Consider the following 26,633-nt stretch of genomic DNA (forward strand, 5'->3'; position numbering starts at 1 on the left):
AATTTGAAAAATGTTTGATAATGATCGTCCACAACCTGAATATGTTGATCCAAAAATTGATAAGCATACTGTAATTGCTCTTGGTAATGACCATATTGTTACTGATGTTAAAATGAAAATCTCAGATTATTTGAAAGCTAATGGCTATCAAGTAATTGATGAAGGAACACATGACTTTACTAGAACTCACTACCCAATGTATGGTAAACGTGTAGCAGAAGATGTTGCAGATGGGCGTGCCGACTACGGAGTTGTATTATGTGGTACTGGTATTGGTATTTCAACTGCCGCAGATAAAAATACTGGCGTTCGTGCAGCTATGGTTGGTGATGCAACCCAAGCTGCATATGCAAGAAAAGAATTAAACGCAAATATCTTAGGTTTTGGTGGAATTGTTTTAGGACGTGATTTTATTTTCGATATTATCGATACTTTCTTAAATACTAAATATGAACCAACTGATGAAAATAAGAAATTAATCGATATGATTGATCATATTGCTAAACCAAATCCAGACCAAAAAGATAATGAACATTTCTTTGATGAAGAAAATAAAAAGTGGGCTCAAGGAGTATATCACGATTAATTATGTCGAATATTAAAGACTTTCAAAAAATTAATCCCAACTATAAAATCATTCCCGTCACAGATCCAAGCTTTGCCCAATATGGCGTGATATATTCAAATTATGATTTGGATTCCATTAGCAAAATAATGGCTAAACATGCTAATCCAGCAGGTACAAGATATATTGAAAACATCCCAGAACTTACAAAAGATCCAACAATTCAAAGTATTGCTAGAGATTTGTTTGCAGGGATGCCAGTATCTGTTGGCGCAACGATAGGGCATAGCGTAGAATTTACTGCATTTGAATATCATCAATCTTCAGAAGTTAATATTATGGTAGATGATGTCATTATGGTTTTGGCTAAAAGACAAAGATTGGAGCAATTTGGAACGATTGATCCTAATGTTGATGCCAAAATGTTTTATGTGCCGAAAAATACTGTAATTGAACTTTATAACGATACGCTTCACTACACCCCTCTTGAAGTATATAAATCAGGTTATAAAGTTATTGTCATGGTAGTTAGTGGCACAAATGATAAATTGCCAGAGGGATTTCATACTAATAATCCTCGAGTGGTGAAAAAGGGCAAATTCCAAGTTGTTCATCCAGTAAGAAAGGATAAGATAGATTTGGGTTATCAAGTTGCACTAGAAGGTAAAGTAATTAAGGTTAATCCTTTATAAAGTAATAAATAACTATTCATATTGGTTGATGTGAATGGTTATTTTTTTGCTATAATGAATCAGGATATGTATGAATAAGGATTAAGAAATGAATAATAAACACCCAGAAAAAAGTCGTGTTGAAGAACATGAATCTGAATATGGAAAATCAACTTCAACTGGAAGAACTATTTTGCGCTGGATTGTATCAATTATTGGTGTAGTAGTTTTGGTAGGTGCGTGCTATGCAGGATATGTATATTTCAGAACTCGTAGTGCAATTAATAAAACTTATGACCCAAATAATGCAGTTCAAGTAGGCAATGGCGAATTTAATGGAAAAAATAGATTCGGAGTATTGCTGATGGGGACAGATACTGGAGCATTAGATCGTCATGAAGTTCGTGGAAATACTGATACTATGATTTTAGCTATAGTAAATCCCAGTGAGAAAAAATACACTCTGATGTCAATTCCACGTGATACAATGGCTCAAATCATGGGAACTAAAGAATTCAAAGTTGCTAAAATAAATTCTGCATATCCTATTGGTGGCGCTAAAACTGCAATGAATACAGTGTCTAATTTGTTAAATGTACCAATCAAATATTATGCAGTGATCAATATGGGTGGTTTGACTCGAATGGTTAATGGAGTTGGTGGGGTTGAAGTGAAGCCAACATTATCATTTACTTTTGAAGGATATAAATTTACTAAAGGTAAAAAAACTCATCTAAATGGTGAAAAGGCATTAGCTTATTCAAGAATGCGATACCAAGACCCTCAAGGCGACTATGGGAGACAGCAAAGGCAGCGTCAAGTGATTGTTTCACTAGTTGAACATGCTGCGGGAGTTAAGACATTAGTGAATTTAGAATCAATTTTGAATTCCATGTCTAAAAATATCCGTACCAATATCCCATTTAATAGTTTAGTTTCCATAGTTAGAAACTATCGTAGCTGTGCCCAAAATTCTCAAAGTGATTATTTGCATGGTAGCAACGCTACAATTAATCAAGCAGCTTATCAAGTAATATCAACTAGAGAATTGCAAAGGGCATCTGATATTGTGCGCGATCAATTAGGACTTGATGAAGAAACTATTGAAAATAATGAAACTTATCAAAATACTCGTAACGCTAAAGCTGGATTTAAATTTAACCAAAATCAAGCTCAGGACTATAAGATTTATGATTATCAGCCAGATAATTCTGATGATTTAGGAAGTGATAATTAATGCATGAAGTATGGTCTTTATTGATAGGCTATTGTTTTGGCAATATCCTTACTGCACTAATAATTGGTAGACTAGTATTACATAGAGATCCTACTGTAGTAGGATCAGGTAATCCAGGAACCGCTAACATGGGAGCAGTTTTTGGCAAAAAATGGGGCATAATGACATTAATAGGTGATTTATTAAAGTCGTTATTAGCATTTTTATTAGTCATTTATTTATTTAAGACAAGATTAGCAATTGCATATTGTGGACTTGGATTAATGTTAGGACATTGTTTCCCTATTTTGAACCATTTCAAAGGTGGCAAAGGCGTAGCTGTAGCGGCATTATGGGTTGTGATGCTTAATTGGAAAGTAGGATTAATTGTTTTATTAATTGCTTTAGCAATTTTGATTATTACTCAGAATTTAACTATAGCCCCTTTGGTCTTTACTTTATTATCTAGTTTATATGAGTTTAGCCAGTGCAATTTAGCTATTGGAACTTGTGTGATAATTGGTTTTTTAATTATGGCATTTAAATTTAGAAAAGATATCGCAGCTTTAGCTCATAAAAAGGCTAAAAAAGTTGATATTTTACTTTCGATTAAGAAAAAACTAGGTTTAAAAAAATGAATATAAATTCTGAGGAAATGTTATGAAAAGACAAAGAGTTGTATATCTGGATTTATTAAGAGTAATATCAATGTTTTTTATTGTATTGATTCATGTTTCATCTGGAAAAGAGTGGTACCAAACAAACATTAATACAGTATCTTGGTGGAGTTTGAATTTTTGGGATGCGGTTTCTCGCTGGAGTGTACCTGTCTTTGTGATGATTTCAGGGGCTTTGTTTTTAAATCCTGATTTTCCAGTTAGTAGACATAAATTATTTCATAAAAATATCAAACGAATTATAACTGCATTTATTTTTTGGTCAATTATTTATGCAATTTATGACCATATCGTAAACCCTAACCATACTAGTGTTAGCTATTATGTTGGTACGTTAATTCATGGTCATTATCATATGTGGTTTTTGCCAATGATAGTTGCTCTATATTTAATTGTGCCATTATTGAGGTTATTAACTACTAATCAAAAGGCAATGAAGTATTTTTTGATACTTGCATTGATTTTTACAGCTATTATTCCAACGATTATTCATACTTTATTAACTTTGCAAAAAGTATTACCTGCAGGAGTGAACTTTATTGCATATAATATGTATTTGTTAAATAAAAATCTATATTTTTCTTATGTTGGCGGCTTTACAGGTTATTTCGTAGGTGGTTATTACTTGTCTCAACTAAAGATAAATAAGAAAACACGGATATGGATATATTGCTTGGGGTTCATGGGACTAATATATACTTTTGTTTCTGCAGGATTAATTAGCAGGGCATTGCATCAAGCTACAGGAATGTCATATGATTATTTATCAATTAATGTTGCAATAATTACAATTGCTGTATTTATATTTTTCAAAGAATTAGGGAAAAATATGACTGCTAAAAATCACCATAATTTGATTGGAATTTCTAATTTGGTATTTGGAATTTATCTAGTTCATGTGTTGATATTACACATATTTGTAGATTATTTGCATTTGAATATGTTTATTTTGAAACCGATATTTACAGTTCCAGTTGTTTCTATAGTAATATTTATAATATCTGTGTTAATTGCATTGTTAATTCATCAGATACCATGGTTTAAAACACATATTGAATAAACCGATGCTGCTTTAGCTCAGGAGGTAGAGCGCCGCCGTGGTAAGGAGGAGGTCGCTGGTTCAAATCCAGCAAGCAGCTTAATAATCTGTCTAGTACAAAAATATTGACATAAATGAGTGCAGGTTATATTATTTAATCGTTAAGTGACATTGTGTCACCTAAAAAAGGAGTGTAAATTATGGTTAAAGCTACTTTCAAAAACTTGTCACAAGCAAAGAAAGCACGTGTAACACAAGCTCTTTTGACCGAGTTTAGTAATCATTCTTTAGCAGATGCGCAAGTTGCAAGAATTGTTAAGGATGCAGATATTGCTCGTGGTGCGTTTTATAAATATTTCGATGATTTGACTGATGCGTATAAATATTTGTATGGAACCGCGATGAGAGACATCCATTTGGGTTTACGTCCGTCGATGCAATTTGATGGAGATAAATTTTATCAAATGGTTATAGATTTTATGGATAAAACTGAAAATAGCCGCTATTTTGATCTGATAAAATTGCAGATCACACAAAATGAGGCATTACTCAGTTCAGATCCTAACAAATCATATCCCGTAATTGATTCACCAGCGATATGGAGTGCAATGGTTTTAAGTCATGAAGCAATTAAGTTACTGATGCTTTATCCTGACAAAAAAGGAAAGATCTTAATCAGGTTCAAGCACAGCTTAGAGTTAATAGGAAAGGGAATGAGTTAAGTGTTTTTAGCAATAAAAGAAATTCAACGCGAAAAAATGCGTTATGGATTGATTATTTTTATGATTTTCTTGATTAGTTATTTAATCTTCATGTTATCATCATTAGCTTTAGGATTATCAGATGAAAATACTCAAGCCGTAGAGAATGCATGGCACACTCAATCAGTTGTATTGAATAAAAATGCTAATGTTTCTTTGAGCCAATCAATACTGACTAAAGACGATGTTAATAAAATCAAATTAGATAATAAAGATGCTTATGTTGGCCTAGCTGGTTTAGTTGCAAAAAGCAAAGATAGACCAACCATGTCGGCACAATTTATTGGACTTGATAAAGATCAATACATTTATAAAACTGAACAAATTGTTTCTGGACATAAAGCAGATAATAACCATCAAGTAACAGTTGATGAAAGCTTCAAGCAAAAAGGCTACAAATTAGGTGATAAAATCACGCTAAATGGATCAACTGATAAATATAAGATTGTTGGTTTTGTTCAAAATGCTAAGATCAATATTGCTCCTATTGTTTATGGTTCAATGGCAACTTGGAAAACTCTAAAAATGGGTGCTCCAAATATCTATGCTTCAGGAATCATTTCTCAAAGAAAATTAGATGTTAAAACTAAGAACCTAAAAACATATAATGTAAAAACCTTTATTGACAAATTACCTGGATACACTGCACAAAACATGACTTTTGAAATGATGATTGGATTTTTGTTTGTGATTTCATTGATTGTTATTGCGGTATTTTTGTACATCTTAACTATGCAAAAAATGCAAAACTTTGCAGTAATGCGTGCACAAGGTATTCCAAGCAAGACACTAGTTGGTGCTACAATCGCACAATCAGTCATTTTAGTAACGATCGGTTCACTATTAGGGTTATTAGTAATGGCAATCTTTTCGATAGCGTTAGGTAACAAGGTTCCTATGAACTTTACACCAGTGATTATGATTAGTGGTGTAGTTGGAATGATCTTGATGGGTATAATTGGTAGTTTGATCCCAATTAGACAAATCTTAAAAGTTGATCCAGCACAAGCGATTGGGGGCTAGAAAAATGTCGGTAATTGAATTACAAAATGTTACAAAAGTTTATGGAAAAGGAATTGCTAAAGTTGAAGCTTTAAAAGGAATCAACTTTAAAGCAGATAAAGGTGAAGTTATCTTAATTATGGGACCTTCTGGAGCTGGTAAAAGTACTTTTTTGACAATTACAGGCTCTTTGCAAAAAGCAACTAGCGGCCACATCTTTATTGATTCCAATGATATTGTAGGGATGAGTGAGAGTAAAAGAGATAAAATGCGGCTTAATAAACTTAGCTTTATCTTGCAAGCATATAACTTAGTTCCATATTTAACTGTCAAAGAACAATTTAAATTATTTGATAAAGTTAAACCAAATGGAAATTTAAGTCATGAAAAATTGGCCCAAATCTTTAAAGAATTAGGAATTGAAAAACTAGTTAACAAATATCCTTCAGAATTATCTGGTGGACAGCAACAGCGTGTTGCAATTGCACTAGCTTTATATAAAAATCCTGAAATTATTTTAGCTGATGAGCCAACTGCAGCATTAGATAGTGCAAATGTTGATGAAGTAGGTCAATTATTTCATAATTTAGCTAGAGAAAATAATAAGGCAATTATATTAGTTACTCACGATCCACGTCTTGAAAAATATGCTGATCATATTTATGACATGATGGATGGTAGATTAACTCAAAGAAAATAACTGCAAACAAAAGCGCCTTGTGGCGCTTTTGTTATAGGTTAGGGTCTATTTTGAACATTAAAGGTGAATCGGCAGTTTGCAAAGTAACTAATTTTGAAATTAATTTATCAAAATTACGTATTGCTAGATGAGCCATTTTGATATTTGCTTCATCGTATAGCTTTGTCTTGTTTTTACTTTTTGCGATTAACTCATCATAATGATATCTAATCTGCATTAGATCTTGATCAGTTTGTTTTTGAGTTTCAATTAAAAAACTACCATATTTTGACCAATTGCGATCAACTAAGTTACTTGCTAACTTAAAAGTCCAATACGCACTATTGCTATTATATTCAGATCTTCCTTTAGTCCACTTGCTTGGAACTTGAGTTCCTTGTGGATAAAATGGAACATACACACTTTGGGCTGCAATTCCCATTGCTAACCAATGTGTGTTAGTGTCACCTAATTGCAATAAGTGAGATTCTTGAGTTGTAGCAATTGAGATAGGACGATATTTAGCCTGATTTTTAGGATTAGCTAAATCATATTCAGTATGTTGATAATGATCACTTAATACGCGTTGTGCATCTTGTGGTGCAATTGGATTATCAGGCTTTTGAATAAATGGTAAAGTAAACGATTGAATATCTTGTTTAATAGATGGACTGAGTAGCCTTTGCCCGCTCCATACACGAGGAGTGTTATAAGTTAGGTCACTAACATCATGAGTTCCAAAAATATCGCGCCAAATAAATGGTTTATTTTTATTCCAGAGATTATTTTGATAGACAAAATCTTGTAAGTTAGGTGAAGTAATAAAATTGTTTTTATCTGAAAAATCAACTTTTTGAATTGCTAATTGATTTGCAACTACTGCATAACTGTCATCAGGAATTTTCATTGCAACATAATGATGTCCAGATCCAATCTCTAAATACCAGGCTTCATTTTTATCTGCAAATAAAATTCCATCTGCTTCTGCTGCACCATGGTCTTGGACAATTTTTCCTAATAATTCAACACCTTCTCGAGCAGTTTTAACATAAGGCAACACTACAGTTACCATAGCTTCTTCTAAAATTCCTGATGCAGTATTAAATGGATCTGCTGCTAGTACTCGGGAGTTAGCATAGGCACTTTCGGTAGCACTCATGCCTACTCCATATTCATTGATTCCATCTTCTGCAAAAATTCCATATCGATCGGTCCATTCAGGGGTTGCTGAATATTGATAACTAGTTTTAGGTAATTTAATTTTAAATTTGTTATCTTTTGATTCAAAAAAGATGTCTTCATCATATGTTCTAGCCTTATAAAACATAAGGTGTTTAGGCCAAGCGGTTTTAGAGTCTTCATTGCGTCCAATCATTACACTTCCATCAATTGAAGCTTTTTTGCCCACTAAAATAGAAGTACATGAAGATCGAGTATTTGTCATTATAATGCACTATCCTTCCAACTGTAATATAATAACTATAATAAACGTTTTCTTAGAAATTTAACAATAAAAGAGGATAATTATGGCAGAAAAACCTGAAAATAAATCAATTGAAATAACTACTGATTATGAAGATCATTCAATTAATATGAAGTTTTCTGATAATTTAACAGATAATCGTGAGCGTGGGTATATTTTGTCGGCAGCTTTTTTTGCTTATGCAGCATCTCAAGGCTTAGATAAACAAGAAGTTATGGAAATGGTTTCTACACATTATGATCAATTTACTGGTGATGATGGATCACGCTTGTTTAATCGATTGTAAAAAGCAAAAATATTTTATTAAGAAATAATAATTCTTTGCATCTGTTATTTAATTGATGTATTATATATACGTATAGAAATAACAGGTGTCTTTTTTATTTTGAAAGTCACTTCTTTTAAGTTGCTTTCGAATTTAAGAGGGTGGAGAAACTATGGCACGTAAAAAGGAAATTACAAGAGATAAAATTTTAGAAACAGCCTATAAAATGGCTATAAAAACTGGTGTTGAAGGTCTAACTGCAAGAAGTATTGCAAAGACAGGACGTTTTTCAACACAACCTATTTATTTAGAGTTTGCAAATATGAATGACTTGCGTGAGCAAGTTTTGATTATGATTGCTGATGAATTGAAGCAACATATTAAAGAAGAATCATATACTGGCAAACCATTGATTGATTTAGATTTATCATATATTAATTTTGCTCAAAGTCATACTGGCGTATTTAGAGCAATGTTTGTAGATGGTAAATTTGGTAGTAAAATTATCGCAGACACACTGTTAGAATTAGGCCTTGAAAAATTTGGTGAAGAATATCCTGGTCAAACTTTTACAAGAACTCGTATGGAACATATTGTAATTGCAAACTGGATTTCAGCAACTGGTATTTCAGCATTGTTAATGAACAATATTGCTAAGTTCAGCCAAGATCAAGTTGTGAATGTATTAAATGCTCAAATTCACGATGCTATCTTGAATGATCACCTCAGCGAAGCAGAAAACAACTCAATGTTTGCAGAAGATCAAAATGCTTCATTGAAGGATCGTTTGGCTTAATTAATAAATTAAAAAATATAATTTTAGTCGAGTCTGAGTACTCGATTTTTTTGTGCTTTTGATTGAAAAGGCATAGACTTAATTTGAATATAAATTTATGAGGTGTGAAAATGTTTGGATTTTCTGTATATTTAAATAACCCATTGTCATCAAAAACGCATAATTATTTATTAGCAATGCGCAATAGCGGCTTTACAGGAGTATTTACTTCATTAAATGTTCCAGAATATTCTGATCATGTGATGGAAAACCTGCAAACTTTAGTTGAGTGGTGTCATAACCTGGATCTGGCTGTCGTGGCAGATGTTTCTCAAAAATCATTAACCAAATATGGAATAGATCTGACTAATTATGACCAAATAAGTTCTTTGAAATTAAATGGTCTACGTTTAGATGATGGGGTATCAATGGAAAATGCCGCAAAATTATCTCAAAAAATGTTAATTGCATTAAATGCAAGTACTTTGCAAGAACAAGACCTAATTGTTTTAAGGCAAGAGCAAGCAAATTTTGATAACTTACAAGCGTGGAGTAATTATTACCCCCGACCAGAAACTGGTTTAGAAACTAAATGGTTCGTGAATAAAAATAAGATTTTTGATGAGGCAGGAATCAAAACTATGGCTTTTATCCCAGGCGATGGTGAAAAAAGAGGCCCATTATTTGAAGGATTGCCAACACTTGAACGACATCGTAATATAAACCCATTAGCTGCATTTATTGATTTAAAAAATTTAGGTGTTAAAAAAATTTATGTAGGAGATACCTCATTATCAAGTGCCAGCATTGATCAATTTAATAGTTATTTTAGAGACAAGACAATTTTATTACATGTCAATAAAGCACCTGAGCAATTAATAAAACATACTTGGCATCAAAGATTAGATGTTGCCCGTGATGTAGTTAGATTAAAAGAAGGTCGAATCCTGCAGCTATTTGATGCGCAACCTAGTGAAATGCTGAAAAGGCATTTAGGAACAATTACTGTAGATAATAAAAATTATTTAAGATATGCAGGAGAGTTAGAAATTTGTAAAAGAGAGCTTCCAGCTGATGCAAAAATTAATGTAATTGGGCAAGTTATTAAAGATGATTTGGCTTTAGTGAAGTCAATTGATAGCGGTCAAGCGGTCAAATTTCAACTACAAATTGATTGATTGGTATACATACGCTACTTTTTAAATGTTATAATAAAAAAGAGATTTAAAAAGGAAGGTAATAGCTATATGTCATGGTTGCAAAGGCTTTTTAAAAGCAAAAAAACTGAGGATAAAATAACACCTGTCAAAAAAATTGATAAGACAGCTACAATAGTTGCTCCAGCGCAAGGTGAATTAATGAATTTAGCTGATGTTGACGATCTAGTGTTTGCTCAAAAAATGCTAGGTGATGGTTTTGCAATTATGCCAGAAGGCTCAAAATTAGTTGCCCCTATTGATGGAATTGTGATTACAGTTATGGCTACAAGGCATGCATTTGCTTTTAAAGCAGATAATGGATTAGAAGTTTTAGTTCATTTAGGAATTGATACTGTCGAATTAAATGGCCGACCATTTACATTAAATATTTCTGATGGTCGTCATGTTAAAGCTGGTCAAGAAATTGGTTCTATGGATTTAAAACAAGTTAAAAAAGCTGGAAAAAATCCATCAATTATGGTTATAGTTACTAATATGGATAAAGTAGATCATTTAGGAAAACTTGAGTTAAGGCAAGTAGCTGCAGGACAGCCAGTCATACAAGTGATTGCAAAATAATTAATTTGTGTCAAAATACCGGGTAGTAATACTATCCGGTATTAGTTTAGAAAGGAGTTTTGAGTAAGTTGGAGTCAGTACATGTTTTACCAGTAAAATCTATCTCTAATGCCCGTGACTTGGGCGGATATATAGGAATTGATGATCGACGCATCAAATCAAAGAGATTGCTTAGAACAGGCAAGTTGAATAAATTATCTGATGAAGATAAACAATATCTGCTCGATTATGGATTACAAACAGTAGTTGATTTAAGATCTAAATCAGAAACTACCACTCAACCAGATATTGAAATTGCTAGTACGCTGCATATTGATGATCCAATATTTGCTAAAGATTTGACACAAGCAAACATTGAGATATCACAATTGCAAAAACAATACACTAAAGATCAATATGCTGGCTTTAAAAGAATGTGTTTGAATTATCATGAAGCAGTTAGCCAAAAACATGCTCAACAAGCTTTTCATAAACTGATAGTTGAATTAATTGATGCAAAAGGTGCTACAATTTTTCATTGTTCAGAAGGAAAAGATCGCACAGGTATGGCTACGGTCTATATCTTGAATATTTTAGGAGTAAGTTCTGAAATTATTAGACAAGACTATTTATATTCAAATTATCTATTAAATGACTACCGCGCCAAAAGAGATCTGGCTTCTCGTAAATTAGGTGAAAGTGATATTTTGAGAGCTAATTTGAGATCTTTAGGATCTGTTTCAGATGAATATTTAGATACTGCTTTAATTGAAATAGACAAAAATTATGGTGGAATGAAAAAATATATAACTGATCAATTGGAGATTACTGAAGACATGAAGCATGCACTGCAAGAATTATATTTAGAAAAATAAGGCTATAAAAATGGAAAATATTGCTTTAAAACAAAGTATTAGAAAACATCGTGCTCTAGGCACTAATATCACTTTGCAAATTTTTGGTACTGAAGATGCTAATCAATTATTAGATAAAACAACTAAGTTGATAGACCACTATGAAGATTTATTAACAGTAAATCGTGACCATTCACAAGTAATGGACATTAACAATGCTGCAGGTATACATGCAGCAACAATATCTAGTCCTGTGTATTCATTGGTAAAATTAGCTGTAGAAAAAAGCCGAGAAAATTTTGGCTTTAATGCCTTAATTGGTCCCGTTGTAAAATTATGGAAAATTGGCTTTAAAGGTGCGCATGTTCCAAGTGATTCAGAAATAAAAGAAAAAATGAAGCTAATTGATCCACTTAATGTAGAACTAAACGATTTAAATCAAAGTGTTTTTTTGACTAAAAAAGGCATGGAATTAGATCTAGGAGGCATCGCTAAAGGCTGGATTGCAGATAGAATTCGTGATTTATGGCGAGCATATGGGGTCTTGGCTGGAATTATAAATTTAGGTGGCAATGTGTTATTTGTAAATAATTCGCCCAAAAAAGAAAGTGGATTATGGGTTTTGGGAGTGAAAGATCCTAAAAATGAATCAAAAAACATTACTACTGTTACAATTCCTGAATGTTCCGCAGTAACATCGGGTGTTTATGAGCGCTATTTAGAAGTGAATGGACACAAATATCATCATTTAATAGATCCTAGAACCGGATATCCTTTAAAAACTAGGGTTGCTGGAGTAACTACATTTACTAAAAATTCTGTTGAAGCAGAAATTGAATGTAAGAGATTATTTTTTGCAGGACATCCGATTGATGGTTGGCTTGAAAAAGATCCTGATAGATTAGGTGCTATTTTTGTTTATGATGATGACCAAGTTGAGTATGTGAATTTTTAATATTTTCTATAAAACTGTTAAATTAGGCTCATATACTTTGTTAATAAGACCTTTTAGCATATAATAAATTAGTCACTATTGTAACAAATTTGTAAAATAGCAATTGCTAGGAAAGAGTGGGGTAATATGTGCGGAATTGCAGCATTCTACGATCCAGAAATTAATGATAAACAAGCTGCTATTGGCAAAATGATGGCTACTATTAAACACCGTGGACCTAATTCTGACGGAATGTATGTTAATGATGTGATGGCTTTGGGATTTAGAAGACTATCTATTATTGACTTACGTGGTGGTGATCAACCAATTTATAATGAAGATCATACTAAAGCTATTATTTTTAATGGCGAAATTTACAATTTTAAACCTTTACGTAAACAATTAATTGATGCAGGTCACACTTTTACAACTAAAGCTGATACTGAAGTATTGCTCCATGGTTATGAAGAATGGGGTATGGATGGCTTATTGAAAAAAGTTCGTGGGATGTTTGCCTTTTTAATTTGGGATGATGAATTAAAGACAATGTTTGGCGCACGTGACTTTTTTGGCATTAAGCCAATGTATTATACTCGCCAAGATGGTAAATTATTGGTTGGTAGTGAATTGAAGAGCTTTTTGGCATTCCCTGGATTCAAAAAAGAATTGAACATGGAAGCTGTTAAGCCTTACTTGATGAACCAATATAATGATTTACATGAAACATTTTTTAAGGGAGTTTATCGCTTCCCTGCAGGGCATTGGTTTGCTTACCATGATGGCAATATGGAAATCAACCAATATTGGGATGCAGAATATGTTCAAAATAGCTTGAGTTTTGAAGAAACTGTTAAAAAAATCGATGAAGATTTAAAAGAAACTGTTGATTTATATCGAGTTGCTGATGTTCCAGTTGGGGCATTTTTATCAGAGGGTGTCGATTCAAGTTATATTACTAGTATTTTGAATCCAGATTCTGTGTTTTCAATTGGCTTTGATGATCCAACTTATGATGAAGCATCAAAGGCAAAAGCCTTATCTGACATGAAAGGTTGGAAGTTTTATGCAGATAAAGTTAAATCAGATGATGCAATGAGAGACTTTCCTGAAATGCAATATCATTTAGATGAACCAGATGCTAACCCTTCTGTAATTCCATTATGGTATTTAGCACGTTTAGCTAGAAAACATGTAACAGTTGCTTTATCTGGTGAAGGTGCTGATGAGTTATTTGCAGGTTATGTAAATTATGGGATGCATACTCATAATGACGTAATCAAAGTATTTACTGCAGGCTTAAAGAAATTACCTAAGGGTGCAAGAATTAAATTAGCAAAAGATATTAAGAAGATGCCTGATTTTCCGGGTAAAGTACATATGTACACTAATTTAGCAGAGCCTAGTGAATATTATGTTGGTCAATCAATAATTTATGACATGGATTATCCAACTATCTTTTCATCTTCTGATGCAAACAATGTCTTGCAACCAATGTATCGCAACAAATTAACAGTTAATGGCAATTATCAAGAAGATTTTATGCGTGTAAAAGATGCAGAATCCGTTAAGCAAATGCAATATATCGACTTGCATCATTTTATGTTAAATGATATTTTGCAAAAAGCTGATAAGATTACAATGGCACATTCACTTGAATTGCGTGTACCATATCTTGATAAAAAAATAGCAGAGCTTGCTAATACTATCCCTTCTAAATATTTAATTAATGTACATGATACTAAGTATGCTTTGCGTAAAGCATCTGAAAAAGTATTGCCAGAAGCTTGGGCAAAACGTCCTAAATTAGGATTCCCAACACCAATTAAACAATGGTTAAAAGAAGAAAGATTTTATAAGCAAGTACGTGAGCTGTTCTCAGAGAGCTTTGTTTCTGATATTTTCGAACAAGATCGCATTTTAAAACTGCTTGATGATAACTATAAAGGTGATGGTTCACACCGCCGCCAAATTTGGGTAATTTATACTTTCTTAGTTTGGTATAAGTTGTTCTTTGTTGATTATGAAAATACAGTCAAAAAGTATCAACATGTTCAACCAGAGGTTGCTGATCTTATTGCTCAAGGTAAGCTTCTGTAAGAAAGGATTTATTTATTAGATGGAAGAGAAAAAGAAATTTACGCCAATTTTACTTGGTAGTGATATTAATGTTTATGGAATGGCACGATCCTTCAATGAAGAATATGGAATTACAGTTGAAGCATGGGCACAAACTGCACTTGCTGCAACTAGGTATTCAAAAATCGTCAATGTGAAAACATATGATGGTTTTAGTGAAGATCCAAATTTCATTGAAGTTATGCGCAAAAAAATGGATGAATTTAAAGACCATCAAGAACCTGTAATCTTGATTGCTTGTGGAGATGGGTATGCAGAACTTCTTTCAAAGCATAAAGATGAACTTTCAAAAGTTTTTGTTGTTCCATACATTAATTATGATTTATTGGAAAAGCTAATTTCTAAAGAAGGATTTTATGAAATTGCTGAAAAATATGGGTTACCATATCCAAAAACTAAAATCATTACCATGGATGATTTTAAAAAAGAAAATTATTTGACTATTCCATTTAATTATCCTGTTGAATTAAAACCAGAAGACCCAGTTTCTTGGCTTGATGTTCATTTTGAAGGCCGTAAAAAGGCATTTACAATTCATGATGAAGCTGAATTATCTGATATTGTTGGCAAAATCTATGGAAATGGATATAAAGCAGATTTAATTTTGCAAGACTTTATCCCAGGTGATGACTCTAACATGAGAGTTTTAAATGCTTATGTTGATAAAAATCACCAAGTAAAAATGATGTGTTTAGGTCATCCCTTGCTAGAGGATCCAACCCCACAATCAATTGGAAATTATATGGCAATTTTACCTGAATATAATGAAAAATTATATGAACAAGTGCAATCATTCCTTGAAAAATTAAATTATACAGGGATGGCTAATTTTGATATCAAATATGATGTTCGTGATGGACAATATAAATTTTTTGAAATCAACTTGCGCCAGGGACGTTCTAGTTTTTATGTTACTTTGAATGGATATAATTTAGCTAAATGGTATGTTGATGACTATGTAATGGATGATTTACAAAATAAGCAAACTGTTTATGGCAATAAATTAGAATCTAAATATAAGTTATGGCTAGGTGTTCCTGAAAAGGTCTTTAAAAAATATGCTTATGATAATGATTCAAAGAGAAAAGCAGAAGAGTTAATTCATGAAGGTCGCTATGGTACTACAGTTTACTATAATAAAGACCACAGCTTTAAACGCTCACTTTTATTGTGGTACATGTTCCATAATTATGTTGGACGTTTTAAGAAATATTACCAAGTAAACAAAGGTCAATATTTTGAAAAAAGATAAAAATTAAGATGAAGTTTCGAAATCATAGTTAAAAATTTCGAAGCTTTTTTCTATACGAAATTTTTTTTGCGGGCTAAGTTCAACTGGGACAAGAAGTTTACTAACACAAAATATAGAAAAGCCAAATTATACAGAATACAAGATGTAGTATTGGTGGTAATATAATATCTAAATAAAGCTGTTGAAAGGAAAAAACTATGTTTGCTTCAGAACTGACTAATGAATATAATATCGTAATGCCCCAGACATTTATCAAACGTGATGGAGCAGTTTATCATTTTGCTTTATATAAAATTAAGGCAGTAATTAATTCTTTAAAATTACAAGATGAAACCGATGCAATCTTAACTAAATTATTTGAATATCTTGATAATAAAAATCAAGTTGATGCTCAAGAAGTTTTTGATGGATTTAAAAAAGCTTTAATTGATCTAGGCTATTATCGAAAAGCTCAAGCATATGTTGAATATCATGCAAAAATGCAAGCTGAATTCAAAAAACAAACTGATACTAAACAGCGCTTGCAAAGAATGATCCAAGGAGACCCTTCAATTGTTAATGAAAATGCTAATAAAGATAGTGATGTTTTTAGCACTCAGCGTGATTTAATTGCGGGTACAGTTGGTAAGACAGTTGGGTTAACTATGATGCCTGAACATATTGCTAAAGCTCATTTGCGAGGAGATATTCATTGGCATGATTTAGACTATACACCATTATCTCCTATGACTAATTGTTGCTTAATTGATTTTAAAGAGATGTTAGCACATGGTTTTAAGATTGGTAATGCTTATATGGAAAGTCCCAATTCTATCCAAGTAGCAACTGGTCAAATGACTCAAATTATTGCTAATGTAGCTTCTAGTCAATATGGTGGTTGCAGTGCTGATAGATGTGATGAGGTATTAGCACCATATGCTGAAAAAAATTATCAAAAACATTTAAAAGATGCTAAAGAATTTATTGATGATGAAGAACAAGCTAAGCAATTTGCTATTAAACATACTAAAAAAGATATTTACGATGCAATGCAAAGCTTAGAATATGAAATTAACACTATGTTTTCATCCCAAGGGCAAACTCCATTTACGACAGTAGGATTTGGCTTAGGAACATCTTGGATTGAACGGGAGATTCAAAAAGATATCTTAAAAATCAGAATTAAAGGTTTAGGAAAAGAACGCAGAACTGCAATTTTTCCAAAATTAATTTTTTCAATTAAAAAAGGACTGAATCTAAAACCTGGTGATCCAAATTATGACATTAAGGAATTAGCTGTTGAGTGTGCAACTAAAAGAATGTATCCAGATGTCTTGATGTATGACACTATCAAAAAAATTACTGGTTCATTTAAAGCCCCAATGGGTTGTCGTTCATTTTTGCAAGGATGGAAAGATGAAAATGGTAAAGAAGTAAATTCAGGAAGAATGAATTTAGGTGTAGTAACCATTAATTTGCCAAGAATTGCAATGGAGTCACATGGTGATAAAGACTTATTCTGGCAAATATTTGAAGATCGCATTCAAACAGCTCATGAAGCTTTGCAATATAAAGTAAAGCGCTGTCTGGCAGCTAAGCCAGTTAATGCGCCAGTGTTATATCAATATGGAGCATTTGGCAAGAGATTATCAGAAAATGGTAATGTTAATGACTTATTTAAAAACGGTCGTGCGACAGTTTCAATTGGCTATATTGGTTTGTATGAAGTAGGTACAGTATTTTATGGATCTAATTGGGAACATAACCAAGAAGCACACGATTTTACTTTAAGTATTGTCAAAAAACTAAATCAAGAATGTAAAAAATGGGAAAAACAATCAGGGTATCACTATAGTGTTTATTCAACTCCAAGTGAAAGTTTAACTGATAGATTTTGTCAATTGGATATTAAAAAATTCGGCAAAGTAAAAGATATTACTGATAAAGAATATTACACTAATAGTTTTCACTATGATGTCAGAAAACACCCAACTCCGTTTGAAAAATTGACATTTGAAATGGATTATCCAAAATATGCTTCTGGTGGATTTATTCATTATTGTGAATATCCTAATTTAAAACAAAACCCTAAAGCTTTAGAGGCAGTGTGGGATTGGGCTTATGATAAAGTTGGATATTTAGGAACTAACACTCCAATTGATAAGTGTTATAAATGCGGTTTTGCTGGAGAATTTAAAGCTACTGCAAAAGGATTTGAATGCCCTGACTGTGGCAATCATGACCCAAAGACCTGCGATTGTGTAAAAAGGACTTGTGGATATTTAGGTAATCCGTTAAGAAGGCCAATGGTTCATGGTCGTCATGAAGAAATAATTCATCGTGTAAAGCATATGCAGTTAGGAAATATGAGTGCCAAGTAAAGATCAAAACAATCAACAAGGGCCTGATATTAGAGGAAATTTGATTAAAGTTACTTCTAATGGTGAGTCAATTTTTGTGGATAGTAATGAATATAAGCCCAAAAATGAAATTAAGTTAAATACTAGATTATCAAAGAAAAGGCCTAAAAATCCCAAACCTAAAGAATGGAAAGCTTCGCAATATAGCTTGCAAAAAATAGCTGACTATAAACCTTTTAATTTTGTTGATGGTGAAGGTGTAAGATGTAGTCTTTATGTGAGTGGATGCTTATTTGATTGCCCAGGATGTTACAATTTAGTAGCTCAAAATTTTAATTATGGAAAGCCTTATACTCAAGAGTTAGAGGATAGAATAATTAAAGATTTATCTGAAAGTTATGTTCAAGGATTAACATTATTAGGTGGAGAACCATTTTTAAATACTCAGGTATGTTTAAAAATAGTCAATCGAATTCGCAAAGAATTTGGTCATACTAAAGATATTTGGTCGTGGTCTGGATATACTTGGGATGAATTGATGAAGGAAACACCCGATAAGCTAGATTTATTATCAAAAATTGATATTTTAGTTGATGGAAGATTTGAAGAAGATTTAAAAGATTTGACTCTGCAATTTAGAGGTAGTTCAAATCAAAGAATTATCGATGTTCCTAAATCATTAGCTCAAAATAAAGTGGTAATATGGGATAAATTGGTGCGTTAAGAGAAATTGAATTATTCAATTTCTTTTTTTATGGGAGGATTTAATTATGAATGAAGAAGACATGGCTTTAGCTGATAAAGTTATTGAGCAATTGCAAGAGGTAATTGATCCAGAGCTGCAAGTTGATATAGTTAATTTAGGACTGATATATGGGATTGATATTGATGGTGATCAAGTAACTATTAAAATGACTTTAACTGTAATGGGATGTCCGTTGAGTGGATATTTGGATAATGAAATCAAAAAGGCAATTTTAAAATTAGATCAAGTTAAGCATTGCAGTGTTAAACTGGTCTGGTATCCCGTCTGGACTAAGGATCGTATGAGCAAAATAGCTCAAAGAGAATTAGGGCTGCATGTTCCGCCTAAAAATAGCGGTCAAAAAGTAATTGATTTTAACACTCCAATAAAGATTTTAGCAGACCAATATCCAGATTTTGTTGAGATAATGGTTGCAATTGGTTTTACACGAATTAAAATTCCTGGTATGCTCAACACTGTTGGTCGTATAATGAATATCAAGTTAGGTGCTCAAGCAATGGATATTGATTTGAAGACCATAAAACAAGAATTTGAACAAAGGGGCTACTTGGTTAATGAGTAGTAATGATAAATTAAGACAAAAACAAATATTAGATATTTTGCATTTTATTCAAAATGGTGGCGATTTAACACAGGCTAAAAGGCTATTTGAAAAAACGTTAGGGAATGTGGATGTTAATGAGATTATTAGAGCAGAACAAGCATTGATAGCAGGTGGCTTAAATCCTGCTGATATTCAAGATTTATGTAATGTTCATGTTGTTGTTTTTAAAGGAAATATTACTGCACCAAAGCAAAACCCTGCATTTTTAACTCCAGGACATCCTGTAAATACATTAAAGCAAGAAAATACAGTAATTACATCATTAATCAATGATTCGTTATTGCCTGATCTAAAAAAGTGGCAGCAAGATGGTAAAAATAATGAATTGCTTGAAAGAATTTGCAGCGAATTAGCTGATTTGATGCAAATAGATAAGCATTATAAACGAAAAGAAGATTCCATTTTTTTAATTATGGATAAATATGGAATCACAGCTCCTCCTAAAGTAATGTGGGGTGTTGATGATCAAATTAGAGGTCTGATCAAAGATGCAATTAGTGCAGTCAATCAAACCCCATTGCCAGATAAATATGTTATAGAAATGAAAATTGAGCGTGCTTGTAAAGAAGTTTTAGAAATGATTTTTAAAGAGCAAGCAATTATGTTACCAATGGTTGAAAAAGTAGCTACTCCTCAAGACTGGTATACGGTAAAACAAGATGAATCAGAAATTGGTTACACATTAATTAATCGCCCACCAGCATGGAAACCATCACAGATGGATATTGATGAAGCTAAAGTTATTCAAGATAAAGCTCAAATTAATCAAACAAGTGTGAGGGATGATATCACTATTAGTGATAAGCCTTTGCGTGGTGATGAAGAATATATAGCAGGTGAAGCAGGCAAAGAAGCTGAGCTTGTAATACCTGATATGCAAAATGCTAAAATCAAAATGCAAGTGGGAGCATTAAGTTTAAAAGAAATTCCAGCAATTTTTAATGTTTTGCCAGTAGATTTAACTTTTGTAGATGCAAATGATCGAGTAAAATGGTTTTCTGATACTGATCGAGTTTTTCCGAGAACTAGGAGTGTTATTGGACGACCAGTAATAAAATGTCATCCTCCCAAAAGTTTGGATAAAGTATTACATATCCTAGATGAATTTCATGAAGGACTAGCAGATTGTTGTGATTTTTGGTTTGAAATACATGATAGGTTTATTTATTTAAAATTTTATGCAGTTAGAGATGATAATGATAACTATTTAGGATGTCTAGAAGTGGTTCAAGATATTACTAGATTAAGGCAATTAACAGGAAGTAAGACTTTAGAAAACCAAATAGATAATTAAAATATTGTACAGAATAGTATTTAAGAGTAGATTTTTTGAATGCTATTCTTTTTTTGATAAAAGATTGTTACACTAAAATTCTAGGGGGTGAAAAATATGAATATTGCACATAATTCCGATAATATAAAAGAAATCAAAATACATTGGCTGTTATTAGGTGAATTTGCAGCATGGGTAGGGGCAAGTTTTATATGGCCTTTGACTTCAGTGTATTTAAATAAACAACTACATATTAGCTTATCAGTTATTGGGATAGTATTATTTTTTAATAGCGTTGCCAATATTATAGGATCTACTTTGGCAGGAAGATTGTATGATCGATTAAATCCATATCCTTTAATTATTGCTGGTGCAATTGCAGATGCAGCGATTTTATTTTTTATGGCCGCATTTCATGGCTGGCCAATATATTGGGTGTGGCTTACATTAACGGGATTTTTTGCTGGATGGAATGGAACATTAATTAATTCAATTGCAACTAGTCTAAAAAAATATCCAGCAAGAAGAGTCTTCACCATGTTGTATTTTGCGCAAAATCTTGGTGTTGTTACAGGTACGCTATTAGTTGGGTATATGTATGATTATTCAATTACATTATTATTTGTTGTAGCTGCTTTATTGTTTGTCATAGTTGCAGTCAATTCAATTATTAATTATCACCCAATCATCGCTTATCATAAATTGCGCCAAATAAAGCAAAAACAAAAAGCTAAGTTTATGAAAATGCCTAAAGCTAACTTGTGGTTGTCATATAGCTTTTTTGTGACATTGATAATTATTTGGCTAATGTATATGAACTGGGAATCTAATTTATCAGTTTATATGGTTTCTTTAGGTATTCCATTTCATCTATATAGTTTGCTTTGGACAATTAATGCAACAATTATTGTTTTAGTTCAAGTGATTTTGACTAGATTTCCACAAATTTTTAAGACACTTTTTCAACAAGTTTTATTTGGTATGCTGATGTTTGCATTATCATTTGTGACTTTGATCTTTGCAAAAGACTTCCTTCATTTTGTAATTTCTATGATTATAGTAACTTTAGGAGAAGCTACTGTAATGCCAGCAATCCCTGCATATATCAACGATTTATCTCCTATGAATAGCAAAGGAAAATATCAAGGTTATACTATGGTAGCAAGTTCTGTAGGTAGAGCGTTGGGACCCTTGTTTGGTGGAATTATAATTGATCAAGCTGGGTATATTTCTTTATTTATGCTTGCGACAACAGTATTATTTGTGAATTTAGTTGTGTTAATTCCAATCCATCAAAAGATTCAAAGTCATTTAAAACGTTTTAAATAAGATAAAAAAGAAAATTGTCAAACATTATTGAACTTTTTTTAACAAATTTTGTTATAATGATTTTGTGCGGAAAGATTGAAATGCAAAAGGAGAATATGCATATGCCAACTATTAACGCTGAAGTTGCAAAACACATGGATAATTTATCAAATAAGGATGGTGTCATCGCTGCATTAGCTATTGACCAAAGAGGTTCATTAAAGAAAATGTTAGCAGCAGCTGCAAATAAGCCAGCTGATGAAACTACTATTGTTGATTTCAAGAAAGCTATTTCTGAAGAATTGACACCATATGCATCAAGTATCTTACTTGATCCAGAATATGGGTTACCTGCTTCTAAAGTTCGTGCCAAGGGTACTGGATTGTTATTAGCTTATGAAAAAACTGGATATGATGTAACCGAACCTGGAAGAATGCCAGATTTATTAGATCATGAATCAGCTCTAAGATTAAAAGAACAAGGTGCTGATGCAATTAAATTCTTGCTATACTACGATCCAGATGAAAGTGATGACATTTTAGACAAAAAGCACGCATTTGTAGAACGTGTTGGTGCAGAAGCAAAGGCTGTTGGTTTGCCACTATTTTTGGAATTGTTAACATATAGTGCATCAAATCCAGATAACCAAAGTGCTGAATTTGCTAAAGTAAAGCCTCACAAAGTTATGGCAACTATTAAAGAATTCTCAAAGCCTCAATATAACGTAACTGTATTGAAACTTGAAATGCCTTTTAACATTAAATACGTTGAAGGATTTAATGGTGATAATGAAGTTGTATATACTCAAGATGAAGCTAAGAAGTTATTAGTAGAACAATCACAAGCTACTAAATTACCATATATCTTCTTATCAGCTGGTGTAACATCTGAAGAATTTATTGCTGAAATTAAGATGGCTAATGAAGCAGGTGTTGCATACAATGGTGTATTGTGTGGCCGTGCTACTTGGAAGCCTTCAATTAAACCATTTGCCGCTGTAAGTGAAGAAGCAGGACGTGAATGGCTTGCAACTCATGGTAAACAAAATATTGAAAACTTAAATGCTGTTTTAACAGGTGCTAAATCTTGGAAAGACAAGTTAACTGTTGAATAAAAAATAAGTATATAAAAAATAGACTTGGTTAAATCAATGCCAAGTCTATTTTTTATGGATTATAATAATTTTTCTAATTCATTTAATCTCTTTTCAAAAGTTGCAAACGCATCTTCTAAATAAGCAGTCTTTGTCATGTCAACCCCTGCTTTTTTCATAATTTCAACTGGGTAATCACTAGAGCCGGATTTTAAATAGTTAATGTAGGCTTCACGCTGCATATCAGTTCCATGAACTACATTGTTTGCTAAAGCCGTAGCTGCAGCAAAACCCGTAGAATATTGATAAACATAAAAATTGTAATAAAAATGTGGAATACGTGACCATTCTTTTGCAATATCGCCACCGGGCTCTACACTATCACCATAGTATTTTTGATTTAATTGACCATAATAGTCATTTAGATAATCAGCTGTTAATGGATTACCTTTTGCATCTTGTTCATGAATAAATTGTTCAAATTCTGCAAACTGAGTTTGTCTAAATAATGTTCCTTTAAATGAATCTAAATAATAATTTAAAACAAAAGCTCTGGTTTCAGGGTCAGTGATTGTTTTTAAGAAATATTCAGTTAAGATATTTTCATTTGTAGTAGATGCAATTTCAGCTACAAAAATTGGATAGTTTCCATAAACATAAGGTTGATTATGTCTTGTATACCAAGAATGAACTGAATGTCCTGTTTCGTGGACTAAAGTATATAAAGAATCAATATTGTCCTCCCAATTCAATAACTCGTATGGATCAGTATCATATGACCCCCCAGAATAAGCACCTGTAACCTTTCCTTTAGATTCAATTGGATCAATAACTCGATTTTCAAAAATATAATCTACATGACTTAAATAATCGCTGCCAAGTGGAGCTAATGCCTTTTTGGCTTCTTTTTTTGCTTGATCAAAAGTATATGATAATGCAGGCTTCCCAGTAATAGGCACATACATATCATACATTTGTAAATCAGGGAGCTTTAATACCTTTTTGCGCAATGCTACATATCGATGTAATAAATCAAGATGTTGGTTAACTGATTTGATTAAATTATCATAAACAATTGTTTGTACACCGTTATTTATTAAAGCTGCAGTTTTTGCATCAGGATAATTGTGGACTTTTGCATTATAGTTGTGTGATTTAACGTTACCTGCCAGTGTAGATGCTAAACTGTTTTCAAATTGTCCATAAGTTTCGTACATCGCATCGAAGGCACCCTTGCGAATATTTCTATTTTGGGATTGGATTAATAAGCTGTATAATCCATCAGATAATTGCACCATTTCTCCATCTTCAGTTTCAACATATGGGTATTGCATATCTGAATTAGTCAAAACATTAAAAGTGGTTTCAGATGAAGTTAATGCATCAGCTGCATCAGCAACTAATTTTTCTTCATTTGCAGGCAAGGTATGACTGCGTTTATTAGTAATTTGTTCCAAATAATGATCAAATTGCTTTAATTTTGGTATTTCATTTTTATATTCAGTTAATTTTTCACTAGTTAATTTTAAAATAGCAGGACTAACAAATGAAGTAGCTGCTTCAAATTGACTAGCAAGAGTTTTAGCTTTGGCACTAAAGCTTAAATAATGGGAGTTACTTGTGTCAACATCACTAGACATGCTTGCATAAACGTAAATTTTTTCTAATTTTCTGCTAATTGCTAGCATCTGGACTATACCTTGGTATAAATTAGTGGCTGAGTTTGTAAAGTCATCTTTGATTTGTGCAATATCATTTATTTGTGATTGGGCTTGATCGAATGCTTGCTCCCAGTCCTTATCAGTTTTAAAAATACGGGTTAAATCCCAAGTTAATTCACGTGGAACTTCATTTCTATTAGGAATGCTCATAATTATTATCCTCTCTATCAAAATAATTATTTTTATTTTATCGTTATCATAGCCAAAAAGGCAAAAGATAAGTTAATATTAATAAGTTGACATTATTTCATATTTAATAACAAAAAGTGGTAAAAAGGTAATAGACCATTTTGAAAGGAACTCAAACAATTGGACTCAAATCAACCAGAAAGTCGCGAAGAATATCGTAGACGGCAACATGTACATAAATTAACTCGAAATCAAGCTTTTACTGCATCTGAAAATAAATTAAAGCCAGGTAGACCATTCTTGCGTATTTTGGGTTTGATTGCTGTGTTAGCAGTTAGTGTATCTGTAGCTTGGGCAGCACATTTATATTTTTCTGTGCATAGTGCAATTGATAATACTTTTCAAGCAGGCGCAAAAACTTCGCAAAAAATTGCTAATAAACAACCTGTATCAGTATTAATTTTAGGAGTTGATCAAGGAATTGAAGGGCGTCATGATCAAGGAAATTCTGATACCATGATTTTAGCTACAGCTAATCCACAAAAAGGACAAGGTACATTAACATCTATTCCTCGAGATTTATTCGTTGATATAAAGGGCGATTCTGGAAATAAATACTTTATGTCAAGAGTCAATTCCGCATATCAAGTTGGTGGTAATAAAGCAGCTACTGCTACAGTTTCCAATTTGTTAAATACTCCAGTTGATTATTATATGGAAGTTAATATGAAAGCTTTGCAAGAATTGGTTGATGCAGTAGGTGGAGTTAATGTTGATGTTCCATTTGATTTTACATATAATACAACTTTTCATAAGGGTATAATGCATTTGAATGGTAAAGAGGCTCTAGATTATGCAAGAATGCGTAAAGAAGATCCGAGAGGCGATTATGGACGCCAAATGAGACAACGCCAAATTATCATGTCAATTGTTAAAGAAGGGATGTCTTTGAAGTCATTAACTAATTATCGTAAGATTCTGACCGCTTTTTCAAAAAATGTTAGAACTAACCTTACCTTTGATGATATGATGTCAATTGCAATGAACTATCGCAGTGTTGGTAAAGATATTAAAAGCGATTATATTCATGGACATGATGCTTGGATTAGTGGTGCCGCAATTCAAGTTGCTAGAACTAAAGAATTACAGCGAGTTTCTAATAAAGTTAGAACTAATTTGGGATTACCTGATGAAACGTTGCATAATCAAGAAACCCGTCAAAATCGATTAAATAATGAAAATAATCATTTAAATTGGAATGATCCTAATCCATTTAATAATTATGTAATTTATGACCAATATACAGATACCCCATGGCAAGGATAGAAAGGAT

General features: G+C 32.3%; 25 protein-coding genes and 1 tRNA gene. 24 read left to right on the forward strand and 2 right to left on the reverse strand.

Annotation, left to right across the window (positions count from 1 at the left end; genetic code table 11):
* Window positions 1–10 precede the first annotated feature (10 nt).
* The 9 genes from lacB (at window position 11) to AC38BG_RS02580 (ending at window position 6,631) form a co-directional block, all read left to right on the forward strand.
* A complete protein-coding gene (gene lacB, locus AC38BG_RS02540) occupies window positions 11–586 on the forward strand; it encodes a galactose-6-phosphate isomerase subunit LacB (RefSeq protein WP_489937602.1) in 576 nt (191 codons plus the stop codon).
* A gap of 2 nt (window positions 587–588) precedes the next feature.
* The gene (locus AC38BG_RS02545) at window positions 589–1,257 is read left to right on the forward strand and encodes a DUF4867 family protein (protein WP_489937603.1); all 669 of its coding nucleotides are present in this window, start codon (window positions 589–591) and stop codon (window positions 1,255–1,257) included.
* 88 nt (window positions 1,258–1,345) lie between these two features.
* Window positions 1,346–2,473, forward strand: a complete 1,128-nt coding sequence (locus AC38BG_RS02550) for an LCP family glycopolymer transferase (protein WP_489937604.1) — start codon at window positions 1,346–1,348, stop codon at window positions 2,471–2,473.
* Window positions 2,473–3,090, forward strand: coding sequence for a glycerol-3-phosphate acyltransferase (locus tag AC38BG_RS02555; RefSeq protein ID WP_489937605.1), 618 nt, complete (start codon window positions 2,473–2,475; stop codon window positions 3,088–3,090). The genes AC38BG_RS02550 and AC38BG_RS02555 overlap by 1 nt, the downstream gene beginning before the upstream one ends.
* Before the next feature lie 22 nt (window positions 3,091–3,112).
* Entirely contained in the window at window positions 3,113–4,189 is a 1,077-nt protein-coding gene (locus AC38BG_RS02560) for an acyltransferase (RefSeq protein WP_489937606.1), read from the forward strand.
* 6 nt (window positions 4,190–4,195) lie between these two features.
* A tRNA-Thr gene (locus AC38BG_RS02565) sits at window positions 4,196–4,268 on the forward strand.
* 100 nt (window positions 4,269–4,368) lie between these two features.
* Window positions 4,369–4,890 carry a TetR/AcrR family transcriptional regulator gene (locus AC38BG_RS02570; RefSeq protein WP_489937607.1) on the forward strand — a complete coding sequence of 174 codons (522 nt, stop codon included), beginning with the start codon at window positions 4,369–4,371 and terminating at the stop codon, window positions 4,888–4,890.
* A complete protein-coding gene (locus tag AC38BG_RS02575) occupies window positions 4,891–5,952 on the forward strand; it encodes an ABC transporter permease (RefSeq protein WP_489937608.1) in 1,062 nt (353 codons plus the stop codon).
* A 4-nt stretch (window positions 5,953–5,956) separates the two neighbouring features.
* Window positions 5,957–6,631 carry an ABC transporter ATP-binding protein gene (locus AC38BG_RS02580; protein ID WP_489937609.1) on the forward strand — a complete coding sequence of 225 codons (675 nt, stop codon included), beginning with the start codon at window positions 5,957–5,959 and terminating at the stop codon, window positions 6,629–6,631.
* Window positions 6,632–6,662: 31 nt separating this feature from the next.
* On the opposite strand, the gene AC38BG_RS02585 is transcribed toward AC38BG_RS02580, so the two are convergent.
* Complete coding sequence (locus AC38BG_RS02585; RefSeq protein ID WP_489937610.1) at window positions 6,663–8,054, reverse strand: C69 family dipeptidase; 1,392 nt, start codon at window positions 8,052–8,054, stop codon at window positions 6,663–6,665.
* An 82-nt stretch (window positions 8,055–8,136) separates the two neighbouring features.
* Between AC38BG_RS02585 and AC38BG_RS02590 the strand changes: the two genes are divergently transcribed.
* The 14 genes from AC38BG_RS02590 to AC38BG_RS02655 all read left to right on the forward strand — a co-directional run bounded on the left by AC38BG_RS02590 (window position 8,137) and on the right by AC38BG_RS02655 (window position 23,471).
* Complete coding sequence (locus AC38BG_RS02590; RefSeq protein ID WP_489937611.1) at window positions 8,137–8,379, forward strand: hypothetical protein; 243 nt, start codon at window positions 8,137–8,139, stop codon at window positions 8,377–8,379.
* 151 nt (window positions 8,380–8,530) lie between these two features.
* Complete coding sequence (locus AC38BG_RS02595; protein ID WP_489937612.1) at window positions 8,531–9,154, forward strand: TetR/AcrR family transcriptional regulator; 624 nt, start codon at window positions 8,531–8,533, stop codon at window positions 9,152–9,154.
* A gap of 110 nt (window positions 9,155–9,264) precedes the next feature.
* Window positions 9,265–10,311 (forward strand): MupG family TIM beta-alpha barrel fold protein, encoded by a 1,047-nt coding sequence (locus AC38BG_RS02600; protein WP_489937613.1) that lies wholly within the window; start codon window positions 9,265–9,267, stop codon window positions 10,309–10,311.
* Window positions 10,312–10,380: 69 nt separating this feature from the next.
* Window positions 10,381–10,911 carry a PTS sugar transporter subunit IIA gene (locus AC38BG_RS02605; protein ID WP_489937614.1) on the forward strand — a complete coding sequence of 177 codons (531 nt, stop codon included), beginning with the start codon at window positions 10,381–10,383 and terminating at the stop codon, window positions 10,909–10,911.
* Window positions 10,912–10,979: 68 nt separating this feature from the next.
* Window positions 10,980–11,765 carry a tyrosine-protein phosphatase gene (locus AC38BG_RS02610; RefSeq protein WP_489937615.1) on the forward strand — a complete coding sequence of 262 codons (786 nt, stop codon included), beginning with the start codon at window positions 10,980–10,982 and terminating at the stop codon, window positions 11,763–11,765.
* Window positions 11,766–11,775: 10 nt separating this feature from the next.
* Window positions 11,776–12,699, forward strand: a complete 924-nt coding sequence (locus tag AC38BG_RS02615) for an FAD:protein FMN transferase (RefSeq protein ID WP_489937616.1) — start codon at window positions 11,776–11,778, stop codon at window positions 12,697–12,699.
* A 126-nt stretch (window positions 12,700–12,825) separates the two neighbouring features.
* Window positions 12,826–14,775 carry an asparagine synthase (glutamine-hydrolyzing) gene (gene asnB, locus AC38BG_RS02620; RefSeq protein WP_489937617.1) on the forward strand — a complete coding sequence of 650 codons (1,950 nt, stop codon included), beginning with the start codon at window positions 12,826–12,828 and terminating at the stop codon, window positions 14,773–14,775.
* A gap of 19 nt (window positions 14,776–14,794) precedes the next feature.
* Entirely contained in the window at window positions 14,795–16,066 is a 1,272-nt protein-coding gene (locus AC38BG_RS02625; RefSeq protein WP_489937618.1) for a carboxylate--amine ligase, read from the forward strand.
* A gap of 197 nt (window positions 16,067–16,263) precedes the next feature.
* Entirely contained in the window at window positions 16,264–18,426 is a 2,163-nt protein-coding gene (nrdD, locus tag AC38BG_RS02630; RefSeq protein WP_489937619.1) for an anaerobic ribonucleoside-triphosphate reductase, read from the forward strand.
* Window positions 18,416–19,129 carry an anaerobic ribonucleoside-triphosphate reductase activating protein gene (gene nrdG, locus AC38BG_RS02635; protein WP_489937620.1) on the forward strand — a complete coding sequence of 238 codons (714 nt, stop codon included), beginning with the start codon at window positions 18,416–18,418 and terminating at the stop codon, window positions 19,127–19,129. The genes nrdD and nrdG overlap by 11 nt, the downstream gene beginning before the upstream one ends.
* A 46-nt stretch (window positions 19,130–19,175) precedes the next feature.
* Window positions 19,176–19,733 (forward strand): iron-sulfur cluster assembly protein, encoded by a 558-nt coding sequence (locus AC38BG_RS02640; protein WP_489937621.1) that lies wholly within the window; start codon window positions 19,176–19,178, stop codon window positions 19,731–19,733.
* Window positions 19,726–21,069 (forward strand): DUF438 domain-containing protein, encoded by a 1,344-nt coding sequence (locus AC38BG_RS02645; RefSeq protein ID WP_489937622.1) that lies wholly within the window; start codon window positions 19,726–19,728, stop codon window positions 21,067–21,069. Before AC38BG_RS02640 ends, AC38BG_RS02645 begins: the two co-directional genes overlap by 8 nt.
* Window positions 21,070–21,165: 96 nt before the next feature.
* Entirely contained in the window at window positions 21,166–22,377 is a 1,212-nt protein-coding gene (locus AC38BG_RS02650) for an MDR family MFS transporter (RefSeq protein WP_489937623.1), read from the forward strand.
* A gap of 101 nt (window positions 22,378–22,478) precedes the next feature.
* Window positions 22,479–23,471 carry a tagatose 1,6-diphosphate aldolase gene (locus tag AC38BG_RS02655; RefSeq protein WP_489937624.1) on the forward strand — a complete coding sequence of 331 codons (993 nt, stop codon included), beginning with the start codon at window positions 22,479–22,481 and terminating at the stop codon, window positions 23,469–23,471.
* A 59-nt stretch (window positions 23,472–23,530) separates the two neighbouring features.
* Here the strand turns inward: AC38BG_RS02655 and pepF are convergent, their stop codons facing one another.
* Window positions 23,531–25,321: an oligoendopeptidase F gene (gene pepF / locus AC38BG_RS02660; protein ID WP_489937625.1), complete on the reverse strand. Its 1,791-nt coding sequence runs from the start codon at window positions 25,319–25,321 to the stop codon at window positions 23,531–23,533.
* A gap of 159 nt (window positions 25,322–25,480) precedes the next feature.
* On the opposite strand from pepF, the gene AC38BG_RS02665 reads away from it, so the two are divergent.
* Window positions 25,481–26,626 (forward strand): LCP family glycopolymer transferase, encoded by a 1,146-nt coding sequence (locus AC38BG_RS02665; RefSeq protein ID WP_489937626.1) that lies wholly within the window; start codon window positions 25,481–25,483, stop codon window positions 26,624–26,626.
* Window positions 26,627–26,633: the final 7 nt, after the last annotated feature.

It is taken from the genome of Lactobacillus sp. M44, from assembly GCF_058130005.1.

Coding starts and splice junctions, on each gene's coding strand:
- lacB (WP_489937602.1), top strand. CDS start 11: ATGTTTGATAATGATCGTCCACAACCTGAATATGTTGATCCAAAAATT.
- AC38BG_RS02545 (WP_489937603.1), top strand. CDS start 589: ATGTCGAATATTAAAGACTTTCAAAAAATTAATCCCAACTATAAAATC.
- AC38BG_RS02550 (WP_489937604.1), top strand. CDS start 1,346: ATGAATAATAAACACCCAGAAAAAAGTCGTGTTGAAGAACATGAATCT.
- AC38BG_RS02555 (WP_489937605.1), top strand. CDS start 2,473: ATGCATGAAGTATGGTCTTTATTGATAGGCTATTGTTTTGGCAATATC.
- AC38BG_RS02560 (WP_489937606.1), top strand. CDS start 3,113: ATGAAAAGACAAAGAGTTGTATATCTGGATTTATTAAGAGTAATATCA.
- AC38BG_RS02570 (WP_489937607.1), top strand. CDS start 4,369: ATGGTTAAAGCTACTTTCAAAAACTTGTCACAAGCAAAGAAAGCACGT.
- AC38BG_RS02580 (WP_489937609.1), top strand. CDS start 5,957: ATGTCGGTAATTGAATTACAAAATGTTACAAAAGTTTATGGAAAAGGA.
- AC38BG_RS02585 (WP_489937610.1), bottom strand. CDS start 8,054: ATGACAAATACTCGATCTTCATGTACTTCTATTTTAGTGGGCAAAAAA.
- AC38BG_RS02590 (WP_489937611.1), top strand. CDS start 8,137: ATGGCAGAAAAACCTGAAAATAAATCAATTGAAATAACTACTGATTAT.
- AC38BG_RS02595 (WP_489937612.1), top strand. CDS start 8,531: ATGGCACGTAAAAAGGAAATTACAAGAGATAAAATTTTAGAAACAGCC.
- AC38BG_RS02600 (WP_489937613.1), top strand. CDS start 9,265: ATGTTTGGATTTTCTGTATATTTAAATAACCCATTGTCATCAAAAACG.
- AC38BG_RS02605 (WP_489937614.1), top strand. CDS start 10,381: ATGTCATGGTTGCAAAGGCTTTTTAAAAGCAAAAAAACTGAGGATAAA.
- AC38BG_RS02615 (WP_489937616.1), top strand. CDS start 11,776: ATGGAAAATATTGCTTTAAAACAAAGTATTAGAAAACATCGTGCTCTA.
- asnB (WP_489937617.1), top strand. CDS start 12,826: ATGTGCGGAATTGCAGCATTCTACGATCCAGAAATTAATGATAAACAA.
- AC38BG_RS02625 (WP_489937618.1), top strand. CDS start 14,795: ATGGAAGAGAAAAAGAAATTTACGCCAATTTTACTTGGTAGTGATATT.
- nrdD (WP_489937619.1), top strand. CDS start 16,264: ATGTTTGCTTCAGAACTGACTAATGAATATAATATCGTAATGCCCCAG.
- AC38BG_RS02640 (WP_489937621.1), top strand. CDS start 19,176: ATGAATGAAGAAGACATGGCTTTAGCTGATAAAGTTATTGAGCAATTG.
- AC38BG_RS02645 (WP_489937622.1), top strand. CDS start 19,726: ATGAGTAGTAATGATAAATTAAGACAAAAACAAATATTAGATATTTTG.
- AC38BG_RS02650 (WP_489937623.1), top strand. CDS start 21,166: ATGAATATTGCACATAATTCCGATAATATAAAAGAAATCAAAATACAT.
- AC38BG_RS02655 (WP_489937624.1), top strand. CDS start 22,479: ATGCCAACTATTAACGCTGAAGTTGCAAAACACATGGATAATTTATCA.
- pepF (WP_489937625.1), bottom strand. CDS start 25,321: ATGAGCATTCCTAATAGAAATGAAGTTCCACGTGAATTAACTTGGGAT.